The 13,430-nt window shown below is 45.0% G+C and carries 11 protein-coding genes; 5 read left to right on the forward strand and 6 right to left on the reverse strand.

Annotated elements, in window-relative coordinates:
* The first annotated feature begins 1 nt into the window (after nucleotide 1).
* The 5 genes from ACO6V1_RS03520 to ACO6V1_RS03540 all read left to right on the forward strand — a co-directional run bounded on the left by ACO6V1_RS03520 (nucleotide 2) and on the right by ACO6V1_RS03540 (nucleotide 4,367).
* Nucleotides 2-784 carry a hypothetical protein gene (locus ACO6V1_RS03520; RefSeq protein WP_422465825.1) on the forward strand — a complete coding sequence of 261 codons (783 nt, stop codon included), beginning with the start codon at nucleotides 2-4 and terminating at the stop codon, nucleotides 782-784.
* 2 nt (nucleotides 785-786) lie between these two features.
* A complete protein-coding gene (locus tag ACO6V1_RS03525; protein WP_422449538.1) occupies nucleotides 787-2,187 on the forward strand; it encodes a hypothetical protein in 1,401 nt (466 codons plus the stop codon).
* A complete protein-coding gene (locus tag ACO6V1_RS03530; protein WP_422449537.1) occupies nucleotides 2,168-3,166 on the forward strand; it encodes a hypothetical protein in 999 nt (332 codons plus the stop codon). Before ACO6V1_RS03525 ends, ACO6V1_RS03530 begins: the two co-directional genes overlap by 20 nt.
* Nucleotides 3,163-3,414: a hypothetical protein gene (locus ACO6V1_RS03535; protein ID WP_422449536.1), complete on the forward strand. Its 252-nt coding sequence runs from the start codon at nucleotides 3,163-3,165 to the stop codon at nucleotides 3,412-3,414. Before ACO6V1_RS03530 ends, ACO6V1_RS03535 begins: the two co-directional genes overlap by 4 nt.
* Nucleotides 3,415-3,581: 167 nt before the next feature.
* Complete coding sequence (locus ACO6V1_RS03540) at nucleotides 3,582-4,367, forward strand: NUMOD4 domain-containing protein (RefSeq protein WP_422449535.1); 786 nt, start codon at nucleotides 3,582-3,584, stop codon at nucleotides 4,365-4,367.
* Nucleotides 4,368-4,403: 36 nt separating this feature from the next.
* Here the strand turns inward: ACO6V1_RS03540 and ACO6V1_RS03545 are convergent, their stop codons facing one another.
* The 6 genes from ACO6V1_RS03545 to ACO6V1_RS03570 all read right to left on the reverse strand — a co-directional run bounded on the left by ACO6V1_RS03545 (nucleotide 4,404) and on the right by ACO6V1_RS03570 (nucleotide 13,427).
* A complete protein-coding gene (locus tag ACO6V1_RS03545; protein WP_422449534.1) occupies nucleotides 4,404-5,492 on the reverse strand; it encodes a tetratricopeptide repeat protein in 1,089 nt (362 codons plus the stop codon).
* Complete coding sequence (locus tag ACO6V1_RS03550) at nucleotides 5,483-6,235, reverse strand: hypothetical protein (RefSeq protein ID WP_422449533.1); 753 nt, start codon at nucleotides 6,233-6,235, stop codon at nucleotides 5,483-5,485. The genes ACO6V1_RS03545 and ACO6V1_RS03550 overlap by 10 nt, the downstream gene beginning before the upstream one ends.
* Nucleotides 6,236-6,413: 178 nt before the next feature.
* Nucleotides 6,414-7,193: a DISARM system phospholipase D-like protein DrmC gene (gene drmC / locus ACO6V1_RS03555; protein WP_422449532.1), complete on the reverse strand. Its 780-nt coding sequence runs from the start codon at nucleotides 7,191-7,193 to the stop codon at nucleotides 6,414-6,416.
* Between the two features lie 12 nt (nucleotides 7,194-7,205).
* A complete protein-coding gene (gene drmB, locus ACO6V1_RS03560; protein WP_422465827.1) occupies nucleotides 7,206-9,080 on the reverse strand; it encodes a DrmB family protein in 1,875 nt (624 codons plus the stop codon).
* Nucleotides 9,049-13,032 carry a DISARM system helicase DrmA gene (gene drmA, locus ACO6V1_RS03565; protein ID WP_422449530.1) on the reverse strand — a complete coding sequence of 1,328 codons (3,984 nt, stop codon included), beginning with the start codon at nucleotides 13,030-13,032 and terminating at the stop codon, nucleotides 9,049-9,051. Before drmA ends, drmB begins: the two co-directional genes overlap by 32 nt.
* A complete protein-coding gene (locus ACO6V1_RS03570; protein ID WP_422449529.1) occupies nucleotides 13,029-13,427 on the reverse strand; it encodes a hypothetical protein in 399 nt (132 codons plus the stop codon). The genes drmA and ACO6V1_RS03570 overlap by 4 nt, the downstream gene beginning before the upstream one ends.
* Nucleotides 13,428-13,430 lie beyond the last annotated feature (3 nt).

Consider the following 13,430-nt stretch of genomic DNA (forward strand, 5'->3'; position numbering starts at 1 on the left):
AATGCGAAATCGTCAGGCAAATATGTTATCCATCAAAATAGCAGTGGCAGCAGCTATTTTGTTGGTAATTATAGGTTCTGCAGTTTACTGGATGCTTTCTAAACCCAAGTTTGATAAAAATACATTCTGTCAAAATGATAAGGTGAAAAGTGCAACTGTTGTGATTATTGATCGGACGGGGGAGTTCAGTAAAAGCCATATAAGAGCCATCAAGGATGTTATGAACTCTGAAATCGAAATGTTAAAAGAAGGTGATATGATTTCACTCTATTCTATTGACTCTAGAACATATAATGGATTGTCTGAAACTCTATTCGAGAAGTGTAAGCCTAAATCTGGGCAGAGTGTAAATAAATTGATCGAAAATGAGAGGATGATAAAAAATGATTTTAATAAAAAGTTTCAAGAGCCTATTGATCATGTGTTATCAAATGTAATAAATGACAAAGATTCAAGCTCATCACCAATAATTGAAAGTTTGTTTGATATTGTTAGTAGTGGTCAATTAAAATCTGGCGTGAACATCAATAGGATAGTTTTATTGTCAGACCTGCTTCAACATAGCAAGTTAATCACAGTTTACAAGGGTAAACTAAAAGCAATTGATGATGATCAAAATCTTAAAAGGATAGTTCCTGATTTACGGGGAGTGGATGTGAAAGTTTTCTGGATTCTCAGAGATAATAGAGAAGGTGAGCTTCAATCCGATTATTTATTATCCTGGTGGGAGAAGTTGTTTGAAGCATCCCATGTTTCTAATATCTCAGTGCAAAAGGTTAGATAAAGATGGATGTAGATAAAAGAAATCATGGTGATAGCTTGTCAATACCAAAGAATAACAATATAAGTGTAAAAGGGCTAAGAAAGGCATTTAGCATAAGTGCGATAATGGGTGTTATATTAGTCTTTTCAGTTGCCTTTTTTGGTATTGGTCAGATTTATTCTATGTTTCTTTCTGCATGCATTATCGGCTTTTACTGGCTTATATATTCTCAAGGAAACTCTCCTCGAAAATTGCGTGATATATTCTCCGATAGTGTTTATTATTTGGGGTTCCTGCTAACGGTCCTTACCTTAATAGCAAGCATGAGTGCTTTTGGTTTTTCAGAACAAGAGCTTTCAGCAAATAATGTGTTGAGTCAGTTTGGAATGGCCATGGTAACAACCCTTATGGGACTTTTTATCAGAGTGTATTACAAACAATTCGATGTATCCCTGCATAAAGTTGAAGACGAGGCTCAAGAAACTCTTGAGAATAGTATTGAAACAGTTGTCATTAAAATGAAGATAGTGACTGAAAATCTTACTGTGTTTTCTAATACTATATCTGACAAAATCAGTGAGATGGATAACGGCTGCAAGGATGTTGCGAAAATATTTGATGAAACTGCTCAGATAATCAGGGAGAGCTCTTTGGAAAACCTTGAGTCTCTTTCAGAAGGGTGCAGCACCAAGATCAATGAATCCTTGGAAAAGATAGATCAGCACTCCAGACAATCCCTGCATGAGCTTGCAGCTACAGCCAATGAGTTCACCAATATTCACAGAGACTTTGCCACGGATGGTATATCCAGTTTAAAACAGGGAATAGCTGAAGGGTTTAGTGCTACAAAAGACTCACTAACAGAAACAGTAGCTGATTTCAGAGCTCAGGCGAAAAGAATAAACTCTAGTATTGGCACAGTTCATAATAAATTTAATGCATTAGATAGTTGTGTCTCAAGTACGATCACTACTCTGGATACTTTCAAAGAAAATACTTCACCTGCTTTAAGTAAGTTGAATCAAGACGCAACTCAAACAATTGAATTGTATAATGGTTTAACGCAGAATCTTAATGTAATAGGTGGGAAGGTCAGGGAGCAATTAGCTTCCATTCAGGAAGCTGATAAAGTAACTTCTCAATCTTTGGCTAAGACAATAAAAGAATATGAAGGGTTATGTAAAAGACTTCGTGATGCTCTTCAACTAAAAGGTCTGAAAGAGCTTTCAGAAGAAGATGCTTTTTTGATAGGTGCGCTCGAAGAAAGGCGGGCTGCTTTGGAAAATCTAAATGGTGCATTTAATGCCACAAGTGAAGAGCTAATACAATCTGCAAAACGGTTTAGCGATAATATGTTAAAAACCTCTAAAGGTATAGTTGATACCCTCGGGGACAAGGACGACGATGCAACAAGAACGTTCTGATGTATTCAGTATTTCCATGATAGAGTTACTACTAATTATCATGTTTTCTTTGCTGATTGTTATGGTTTTATTGAACAGTAATCTTCAAAAGAAGCAGGCTGTACTGGATGATCTCAGAGGAAAAATTCATTCTGTCGATGATGATTTGCATAAAGTTCATGAAAAATTGGGGTTAGAACATCGAGAATATGAACAACCCTTAGATTTAAATGAGGCTGTGGCACAGCTACAACAGTTTGCAGAAGAACTTAATACATCCTTTTCTACTCCTGAAGCCGATAATATTCTGGCGAGGATGAAGATTGATGATGTATGGACATCACTAACAAGGCTCACAGATAATAATTTTGATATGATTGATTTGATAAAAAAGCTTGAAGAAATCAAGTCTGAGGTTAAGGAATTAAAAAAGGATAACCAAAATAAAATTAAGATGATTGAAGATCAACAAGTTAGAGAAGATCAGCTAAATAATGAATTGGCAGTACTTCAAGAAATTAATGAGCATAAAGATGATGTAAAGGCGCTTATAGAGGAATACAGGGAGAGAGAAGAGGGCTTTAAAGAAGAGATAGCGAGAACCAGGGAAAAGAATAATTCTTTAAAAAATCAAGTGAAATACCTGGCAGGTACGGGGCTAGTCCATCCTCCCTGCTGGTCTGATCCAGAGACCGGTAAAATAGAGTACACATTTAAGGTGGTTGTTACAGATAATGATGTTTATATCAAAAATATATTTCCTGAGTATAGGAATAAAGAATATTTATCAATAACTAATCATAAGGATTATGATGATGTGTCCATGAGTTTTGATAGGTTCAGAAGAGAAATGCAGGTATTCTTGAAGCATGCAAAAGCGCAGACGCCAGAGTGTAGGTATTTCTCTATTATTCAGGATAAAACTTCGGCTAATTCAAAGAGTGAGTGGAAGAGGGGATTGAAATCTGTTGAATCATCTTTTTATAAATTGGAAATATGATGTTAGAAGAAATTGAACAGGCTATTAGAAAGCAGAATTATGTTGTTTTAAAAAGTCTCAATAAGAGGATGGGCTATCCTCTTAGCGATCATTCGATTGAAGATTATGTTGATAAAGGTCGTAGTTTTGAAGAGGTAGCGCAGGAAATAAAGGGTTTTAGTGAACCTGAAGAAAAAAAGGGCAGTAAGCAGGTATTTCAAAATACGAAAAAGTGGATTAAGGATTTTGTGTATAAATTATGGGTGTGAGTTGAGTTTATCCTGAGCACTTTATCTGCTATGGCAAAGCTAGCTTCCATGAATGTGTTGCAAGCTCTGGAGTGAGCTAGAAGATATTGGATATACAGTGAACTTTTCGTTAAGGCATCCAAGCCTTATACTCTGAACCCTGATTTTTCACATGTAATGGTTATTTTTTGCATTTTACAAGATCTGACTGGCTACCCGTTAAAGGGCTGGAATCCCGCTATGAAATATCGAATACCGGCGATGTCCGTAGCCTTGCCACCGGCAAACTGCTGGCCAAAAGAGTCATAGGGAATCATGAGTCCGTATTGCTTTATGATGGCTGCAAACATAAAGGCTATACCATCGCCAAACTGTTGCAGTCGCACTTTGGCATTCAGCGGAAAGTGATTTCGCAGGTCGCTGATCTTGAGGGAGAGGAGTGGCGGGAAATTCCTGACTTTGCAGGCCTTTACTGGATATCCAACAAGGGTCGTATAAAAAGCAGGAATGCTGGCGTGCGGGATAAAGAGATGCTGGTCAAGTTAACAGACCATCCCAAGGGTGGTTATTCAGTATCACTGCATAAGAACAATAAAAAATATACCTATTCTCTCCATCGCCTGCTTGGAGAAGTGTTTATACCGAACCCCTTGAACAAACCCATGGTCATCCATCTCAACGGCAACAAAAAAGATCCCCGTCTGGAAAACCTTGCCTGGGTCAATAACTCCGAAAGCCAGAAAAATGCTGTGGCCCTTGGCCTTAAAGAGCATCTTATCGGAGAAGATAATGCCTGCAGTGTGGCAGTGCTGCAGTTGAGTAGCAAAACAGGGAAAGTGCTGAAACGCTGGGGATGTATCGCCGATGTGGAGAGAGAGCTGGGTATCTGGCATTCCAATATTGCCAAAGTATGCCGGGGAAAGAGGGCATCGGCGGGTGGGTATGGCTGGCAGTATGAAGAAGATGTATTTTGAACTTCACACTGCCTGGGCTGAACCGCACAGAAATAGTTAAGATCCGGATTTATACGTCTGCTCAGCCATCTTGTACTCATCGGCCAGATCAATGCCCATTTCAGAGCCATCACTGCCCAGCACTTTTCGACAGCCAACGTACATCATGCATACCAGGTGAAAACCGGAATAGTGCTGGCCAGGCATCGCCTTCAGCCTATATTTCTGCTCTGAGCTATCCGTGTCAAAACCAGACTGGCCTTTCATGGCAACCTCAATGAACAGGTTTCTCGCCTGTTCTTCAGGGAGGCTGTCGTAAGCTTTCATGGCATCGGTTATGTACATAACCGCATCCATTCTCAAGCCGCCCGCTTCCTCTTTGATTTGCGCGTTCTTTTCTGTGGATAATGCCGTCTTGCTCTCTTTTGCCTGCTGAGCTTGAGGAGAACCGGGAGCGATGGTTAAAACGATATTGAATTGAGCGATGGCTTCATCGCGCCGACCGGCTTTCCGCAGTGCTTCACCATAGCCCAGCTGTGTGATTGGGTCTTGTGGGCACATGGGGGCAAGGTTTTCATAGATGCCCAGTGCCTCATCATTTCTGTCTTCTGCAGAATAAAGACTGGCGACATTACGTAAAGCAAACTGATTAGCAGGCTCTATTTCCAGTGCATACTCAAACGCGTTAATCGCTTTGGCCACGGTGCGCTGTCGGGCATAGGCAACACCCAGGGCAACATAGACATTGGCTCCTGCAGAGTTTCCCTGCACCTCAATTAAGTGCTGCAACCGCTCAATGGCTTTATCCAGCTGGTTAAGGTCAGACAGCGCCATGGCGGAATTGTAAAGTGCACTGCCATTATCCGGGTCTTGCCTTAACAGCTCATCACAAAGCTCAATGCCATACTGCAAATTGCCGGCATTCAGGGCTTTGAGAATATTCGCATCATTGGCCTGTGGAGAGATAACCACTTTTTCCAAATCCGCCCGGACTTCCACATGGTGGCCAAGGTCCCGATACCTGGCTTTCAGGTGATCCACCACGGCAAAGCGGAAATCGATGCCTTCCAGGTCTTGCTGATCCGCAGGCAGTTGGGAGCGGTCAAACTGCGCCAGGGAAATTACCACATCACGATTCAGATCCACTGGTGCAACTCCGTCATCTTAATTTTGCTGGCTGTTATTTCTACCAGCTCCAGATCATCAAGCCCATCATACTCACCGAGCAGTAACGGCCCAGCAATTTCTTTGGCGGGCTCAAGCAGCCCAAGGGACTCAAACGGAACCATCAGCGGTTTGTTTTTGATGAGGCTGGCCAGGCCAAAACTCTCTGTGGCTGCCAGCAGGCGATTCCAGCGTACCAATTGTGCCGGGAAAATGGTCTCTTTCAGCGATTGCAGGTTGTTATTGATGGTTATCTTGATCGCTTCCTGCTGCTGGTCACAAAGCTCACTCTGGTACTTCTGCAGCTCATGGTGCACGGCCACCGTGGGCAGGGCAGAGCGCAGTTGCACGATCAGGTTACCAGCGATACTGTGCGCGATATCCGGCAACTGGCCTGCAGGAATCTGCTCGACATTCTTTAATTGCTCACTGATGATGTCAACCGCTCCAGGTGCCAGTCCAACATCTTTCAGGGGCGACTGTATCTGGTACCGACGGAGAATAAAGCGCAGCTGAACGGAAGCCAGGGCATGACGAAGAGCGTGATATTTCGAATTAACCTTAACTACATGTGCAGGCTGCCCGGGGGTGCGGGCTGTGATTTGAGTCGACAGCATATCCCCAAGGGACGAATCCATAACGATCAGTGCCGGTTTGCCAGACACCTTCTCAAGCTGCTGGGCAAGGAGTTTGACACTTGGGTAGGTGTCTAAGTCAAATTGCATGGATGTGCCTAAAGGTCAGGATTAATGTTTGGGGTTGAGTTCTATCACATGGGGCAGGAAAGTGACAGTAGAACGATAGATATATAACCTGAGCTGAGCCAGTTGCAAACAACTGTTGAACAGCCTGCGTCGAAACGAAATATATGCAGGCCAACGAATCTACCCTTAATGTCTCCCCCTAAGATGACACATTAATTACCTTTACTATGTTGGTCAAAATCAATGCATCAAGGTGGTTTTTTAAGTTTCCAGGTACCCTTCCTCCCGTGATTAATGCACCCATTTCCATATTGTGCTCAAGGGCATACCCCGTTAGGTTAGCACTTGTAATAAACGCTAAAGAATCATCAGCAACAGCACACTTTGCATGCACAGACCCAATGCCGCCATCAGGTCGATTCTCTTCAGGCCAATAATAAACAGAGGCCAATGGGAGTCTATTGGCAATATTCTCTCCTGGGTCATAATCCAAACTGCCACCTCTTTCTTTTGAAGACTCAGTCAGTATAGAGAGCTTAACTCCCCGGTTGATAGCTGCCTCCAAAGCAGTGGCTGTTGCCTTTATATCCGTAATAACAAAAGACACGATAAAAAGGGAATGCTGAGCCTTATCAATAACCTCATGTAAAACAGCTGAAGTCTGCCTCACAGGAACAATGGTTGTGTCCGGTCCAGTCCAGACAAGCTCAACGCTTCCATTCGAGTTCCCTGAATGAGCACTGGAACAGGCACCAAGAATCATACCGGCCAGTTCATATTTGGAAATGCATGACTCATCCCACTCCTGTAGCGTACACAAAAGCTTCCCCCTTGAAAGGCTGCTTGCTTTCCAACTGTTTGCAAACGCAGTCTGGTTGATGGGTGGCTCGGCATCCTTAATCAACATGGCAAGTTGACGCAACTTGTCAGGATGCGTCGACTTGACCAAATTGTTGACTGCTTCCAGCAGCTTTTCCAAGACAATATCCCTCTATCCAAAAAATGCAGCATCCGCACAATCAAGAGTCGCAACCACAAGGGATCGATCCAGATAGCGGTTACCTTTCTCACAGGAAGTTTCCGAAACAAAACCACAGGCATGGCAACACGCAGCATGTAAAGAGCGATCCTTTTCCGGATTATGTTCAGAACAGAGTGGGTCAGAAGAACAGATCCTTGCTCGATAGAGCGCACTCTCCAGAAGCCGTCCCAGATTTTCTGGTTTGCCTAAATCCACCAGTCCCCCAAGTGTTCCATCAGAATCAGCTGCTGCGGTATAAATCAAAATGCCAGCCTGCTGTTGATGACCTTCCGTATCGGCGTAAATCCGCTCTCTAATACTAGCTGCATTGTAACCACACTCCAAGGCCATTTCCCTGATCAGCAGGTGAGCCAAAGTGTGTAACATCGCATAACGAATACCAGGATAAGTCTCATCCGGATTGAGATTACGGGCATTTCGCCACCCTCTATGGCCAGCTATCAGCTTTTTATCAATTTCCTGTACTGCAGGCTCTTTTTCCCATTTCTGTAACTGCTCTTCATCAAAGCGAATGAAGATACCTTCACCATGAACCTCTGTAGCAGGAACCCACTCCGGCGCAGAACGACACAGCTTGGCAACTTCTGGCCTTTCATCCGGATCGGAAGAGTGCTCAGGAGCCTCGACACGGGTAAACCCAAGCAAGGCGTTTACTTCCCGCAATCTTTCTAATAGTAAAACAGCAGAAATTTGCTTTGTATAGGCGGTTGGGGGGGAGGTAGGGGTACTCAAGAAATGAGGCCAATCTTTAGGTGGATTGGGGTTTGTTAATACATCCCACTCGGGGCCTTTAATATCTGACTCTGATACAGATCCCTGCGCTTTCCCCGAAGTAATTTCCTGTAGAGCAGCCCAAATTTCCGCATTAGAATATTTTTCAATTCCAATTAAACTGCCAGTTTTCTTCAGCGTTTTTACAATGAAGCCAATCTCAGCCTCTGACTCTACATCGTCAAAATAGTTCATCCCATCCTGAAGCAACTGAATGATAGGGTCTCGGGTCACCGGAATGGCAAGAGCAGACAGAGTGACTGGAAACCAGCTATTAGTCGCTCCTAACAAAACCGCTCTGGCATCCTCTGCGCAGTCATCCTCAAAAATATTCAGGTGCGCATGGCGACCTCTGCACTTTGGCAGGTTTTCTTTACCGGCCTGTCCAAATGCATGAGCCAGCGATCTAGACTTGCCACACTCATCACATTTCACCCATAGATTTTCTGTCTGTAGTGATGCTCCACTTTCAAAAAACCGGAGAGTCCCTTTGCATGAGCTGATACCAGCATGAACAAAATAGTGCCAGGGAAAGTCATCCAAATGCCCATCTCTGCAAGCTAAAAGAAAACGAGCGGGAACGGCATCAGCATCTGTTGGCTTTGCTTCGCCCTTTGAGCCAGAGCAGCTCTTATGAACAAAGCGAGTCAGTTCTGGACGATACCGGTTCTCCTTACACTCAAAAAGCCCACGGTCATACGGCGACAAAAGGCCGCATTTAACACATCTCAGCCAGCGGGGGAAGGGAAGAACAGGAACACCAATATTAGCTTCAGCCGAGTATGCATCCACTTGCTCATTTTTTTGGAATGGTGGCATCCGCAGACTTTCAACCTGAGCACCCAGCTCTTTCCTGACAGCAGCAAGAAGTCTCGCTTCCACAATAGGAGGGCATCGATCTTTATCCCAAAGGTGTATTCCCAGAGTCAGCACTGAAAGACTTGGCAAGTCTATTAGCGCACCGGGTCCATAGGTCCATAAGAGCTGGCTGGGCCTGACATCCCCCACCGGAGTTTTTTCATTAATCATCACTCTCTCCTGAGTCTGCCCCATTATCTTTATCAACAGAAGGAGACCAGTCAGGACCTTCAGCCATAGTCTTGGTATTCATAATTAATCGAACCCCGGGTTCAACTTCCCGCATAGACATTGGAACTGTTTTCCACTCCCAGCTTTTAATTCCCGGGCGCTGCAACAAAGCTACGGTGGTGTCTTTTTGCTTCCCTTTTTTCTCATAAGACAAAATTCGACCGCCTTCATTAGCCTCCTTACTCCACTTATCAGCTCGATCTTTAAGCATGATCTCAGCTAAATCCCGGGTGTCTGTACTGTCTGTCACATGCCAGGCTCTACCCTTTAACCGTTCTATAGAAGTAGTCATTTCCGGCTGATGCGCTTTCTCCAGAGCCTTAGCACCAGTGTTCGGATTGAAAGGAAGATGTTCCAGTCGAATCATACTCAACATTGTGCCGGTTAAACCCCGGTCCAATGCCCTTGGCGAGAACGGAGTTACAGACTGAGCTTCCACATGCTTATAGAATGTTGCGTGGTAATGTTCGAAAGTTTCGTAATGAGAAAGATCCCTGGGTCTGGCCCAGGTTAATACAGTACAAACCAGGCCTGGCGATGCTCGACCGACACGACTGGTTGCCTGAATATATTCGGCTGTTCCTTTCGGCTGCCCATTAACAGCCATCAATCCGAGGCGATTTACGTCGACCCCGACCGACAACATATTGGTTGCCAAAACAATATCAACGGCCCTGTCTTCACCTTTAACCCAATTGCTGACATAGCGCCCCGTTGAAAGGTCCAACTCGGCTCTGAACTTTATTTCCAATTGATCCAGCTTTTTAGGAATATCTTTCCCTGAAACCCGGGATGTAAGCTCATCAGTATTATTGACACTCCGCTGCTCTAAGCCGGGCCTGGCTACCTGACTCATTTGCACTCGGTAAGAACGCGTTCTTACATCATCTTCTGCTAACCGCTTCATGCCCCCCAATTCCCTGAGGGAATTGAAATAACCAACTGTTGTCATGTACGGATCAGCCAGTTGACCAAAGCGGTTAAAGAGCGCCTGTGAAGCCGCCAACAGCGATGTGTATATTCGAATCAACATCGCCGGTCTTGAGCTACCCGGTGAACAAATCCCTACATAACGCCTTCCCGGGTTAGTTTTTAAGGGTCTCTGAACAGAGAAAAAGTTATCTTCAACTTCAAGTCCATGGGGAGGGAAAACAGAAACCTGCCTCATAAATACATTTCGCACCTGCTCTTCAGCTTTGCGGACGGTTGCCGTTGAAGCGATCACTTTTGGACGTATCGTTTTATTATCAATGCTCCATGAGCACAGCTCATCCACAGCGGTTTCATAAAGACCAACCATGGTTCCCAGCGGCCCACTGATCAAATGAAACTCATCCTGAATGATCAAGTCCGGTGGACGTACCGGATCAATGTTTTTCACAGTGACAGCAGAAAGGCCGTTTTTACTATCAGCCCGATGGTTACCATTACAAGGGGAGTCCGGCCAGATAAAGCCGTGTCTTGGGCACTCCTGGCTAACTTTCCCAAAGAGCGTTCTTACCTCTCCCCGCCATGCCATCATGGCAAACTTATCAACCGTCGCAATCATCATTGTGGGAGGACGGTGATAAATTTCTTCATCAACCACCAGCACCGGGATACCCGGTTGGACTTCTTGTGATGACTTACCTTTAGAGAAGTCACAACGCCCAAGTTTGTCACCACAATATATGGTGGTTCTATTGGCCGCCTTGTTGACTTCAATATCACGACCAGCAGCCACTTCTGAGCCACACCATGGGCAGCTGGTTAATTGAGCCGGAGAGGATGCAACAAGTTTGTTATCCCGAAAATTTTGAATGGCATTATGGCTATCTGCCGTCGTATTCGGGGTAACTTTCTTACCTACCCAAAGACCAATAGTAAAAGGTGTTTTTCCCAGAGAAGCATCACCATCCTTTACTGCTTTTCTTCGCAGCACCTCCATGGCACAAATCAAAGTGGTTGCCCTTTGAAACTGTTGAAGAGTCAGCAGTCGCAAGGTGTAGCGCATAATGACAGACAGCCCCCGGCTACCATCAAAACCACCCAAATCGCCCTGATATCTCCGTATCGCCATGGTAAAAGCAGCAACGCCTAAATACGCCTCGGTTTTACCACCACCGGTAGGGAACCACAGGAGGTCTGCATAAGCTTCAACAGGCTTCGTACGATCACTATGTGTCGGGTCAGCGAGTGAAGGGATTGAAAGAAGAATGAACGCCAGCTGGAATGACCTCCATGAACGGTTCTTTCTTTCATTGAAGAACTCGACAGACTCCTTACTGCCTCTTCTGCGTTCAAGAGCATAAATACCATGGACACGCTGTCTGGCCATGGCTTCATTGGCAAATCGGAATGCTTTCAGAGCCATCTCATTTTCGGCCAATACATCAATACCGGCTATCAGACGCTCTTTAATATCTTCGCAACGATCCAGAGCCAAGTTGGCCTGTTCATCATAACCAGTTACATCAACGCCAATCCGATCACGCTGCTCACTAATCCAGGATGAATAATCATCCGTTAGCATCGTCAGTGCTGAAACCAGCGTTTCTTTTTCCATAGTTGCCAGTTCTGACATGTCCAGATAGCCATTGGCTATCATCTGCCGTAAAACAGGCCGGTCATTTTCATTCCGTCCTGGTGTGTCAGTAACAGGCACCTCACTTTGAGGCAATACCACGGTTTTGATGGAAACCGCTTTTTCCAGACGCTCTTCCCGAACCTCTGCATGCACTGAAACACCATGACCCACTGCAAACTCCACCTGCTTGCGATAGATCATCTCAAGCGCTTCACGTTCCGGATCTTCCCCATGGCTATCCAGCACTGGTCTTCGTCTGAAGATCGCATCGCCAGAACCATGAGCAGCCTGCACCGATAACTCTGGCTGAAATACCCAGGCTGAATCCCGATTCTGATCAGGTTCGTCCTGAGTATTAACCATAAACAGGGTAACCAGTCTGTCGCCCTTATGGTTTGGTGGACGGATAGAACCCTGAATAACAATAGAAGGGTTCTCTTTATCAATGGACTTCGCAGAAAGCAGACCATCCTTCAGTGGTAGCACAAGTTTGTCACCACAGGGAATCCGCTTCCATACCCGTGCAGGCTGGCCTGTTTTACGATCTTCAACTGTTTCACTCTCAGTTCGTTCATAGCGCCCCCACTGAGCCTCTATTTCCAACTCTTTGACATCACCATCCACACAGAAGGTCATACCAAAGCTGGAAGGCACCAGACTGTGGTTATTGGATGTATCTATTTCTTCTGCAGGTTCAGCATCACCATCCACAGAGCTGCTGGCTTTTCCAAACTCTGCACCTGGATCATCGTAACCGGTATGAGCCTCCAGATCGTCAGGTACTTCGTCACTGGCTTCCGCTTCCAGTTCTAGTCCTTCCACACCAATTTTACTGATTGCCTGAGGCGCAAACTTACCCACCAGATAGCGATCCCGCACACTCATTTCAGCGATTTCTTCGTGAGGACCACAGGCAGGGCCCAGCAGGTCATCCATTACTGCCAGTTGCAAAAGCTCTCGAACATAAGCCTGATTCTGAATCAGTGGGATATCTGCTGTCGTGACACCTGAAAGCTTTGGAAGCCCCTCTGCAAACTGTGTCCAGCCCAAGCGACCAATTCTTCCTGAAGGAAGTGCCCATCCTGCTAGAGAGATATCAGGCTTTCCATCAATCTCAAGCAGACGATCAAAGTAAAAGGATGTGCATTTTAAATCGGAACGAATACGGTAGACCCGGCCAACTTTCAGGGCCTTGCCTGCACTATCAACTACGGCTATGTAGTCATCTTCCTGGACAGCCTGATACTTCTGCCGTTCACCGGATAGCGTTAATAAATAGCTGCTGAAATTGGCTGTCTGGGTGTGGGTACTGCTATCAAGAGCAATCCAGGCATTTTTTTTGGGTATCATCTTTCGCCATCCTCTCCACAGCCATGAACGTCAAAATTTCTCACAGTTTTTGAAGAATCCATCTGATCTGCAAGCTCATCAGGAACTGTCTCATCAACCATTAGCATGGGGTAAATCATCTTTAGAGAACTTGTAATCTCATCCCCCAATTTCAATTTCATCTGTTTTACCCAACCTTCAAAACCAATGTGTCCTTGCAGCAATAGCTCCTTGCCAAGCATCAGACCTTCTGCAAACAGCAGCCCTTCAGGGGTAGGGACGATGTCTCCACCATTATGAATATGGTCGAGTAATTCCTTTAACTCTTGCCCAAGAGCCTGTTCCTCTTCAGTCAGATGAATCGGACGCCTCTCCCGTTTTTTCAGTCGACGCTTCTTCCTACCCTGTTCAGACACGGC

This window comes from Endozoicomonas sp. ALC013 (assembly GCF_049310205.1).
In the GTDB taxonomy this organism is placed as follows: domain Bacteria; phylum Pseudomonadota; class Gammaproteobacteria; order Pseudomonadales; family Endozoicomonadaceae; genus Endozoicomonas.